The sequence below is a fragment of the Saccharothrix sp. NRRL B-16348 genome, from assembly GCF_001280085.1.
In the GTDB taxonomy this organism is placed as follows: domain Bacteria; phylum Actinomycetota; class Actinomycetes; order Mycobacteriales; family Pseudonocardiaceae; genus Actinosynnema.
In genome coordinates this window covers 1-255 of record NZ_LGED01000161.1, presented here as the reverse complement: position 1 = coordinate 255, position 255 = coordinate 1, and the positions used below count along the sequence as shown (strand labels likewise).

At 64.3% G+C, this 255-nt stretch carries 1 pseudogene; it reads left to right on the top strand.

Going from position 1 to position 255, the window contains the following annotated elements:
* Positions 1–255 (top strand): annotated as a pseudogene (locus ADK67_RS53655) (alpha-galactosidase); the annotation flags it as partial.

Genomic DNA, 255 nt, shown 5'->3' with positions numbered 1-255 from the left:
GACGACTCCTCCACCTCGCCTTGGCGGCCGTTGCGGCGTTGGGTGTGGTGACGGTGGCTCCGGTGGGGCCTGTGGTGGTGGCTGCGCCGGGTAGTCCGGCGTTGACTCCGCCGATGGGGTGGAACAGTTGGAACAGTTTCGGTTGTGGGATCACGGAGGGTCAGGTCCGGCAGGCGGCTGATGCGATGGTGTCGTCGGGGATGCGTGATGCGGGTTATCAGTATGTGGTGGTGGATGACTGTTGGTTCGATCCGA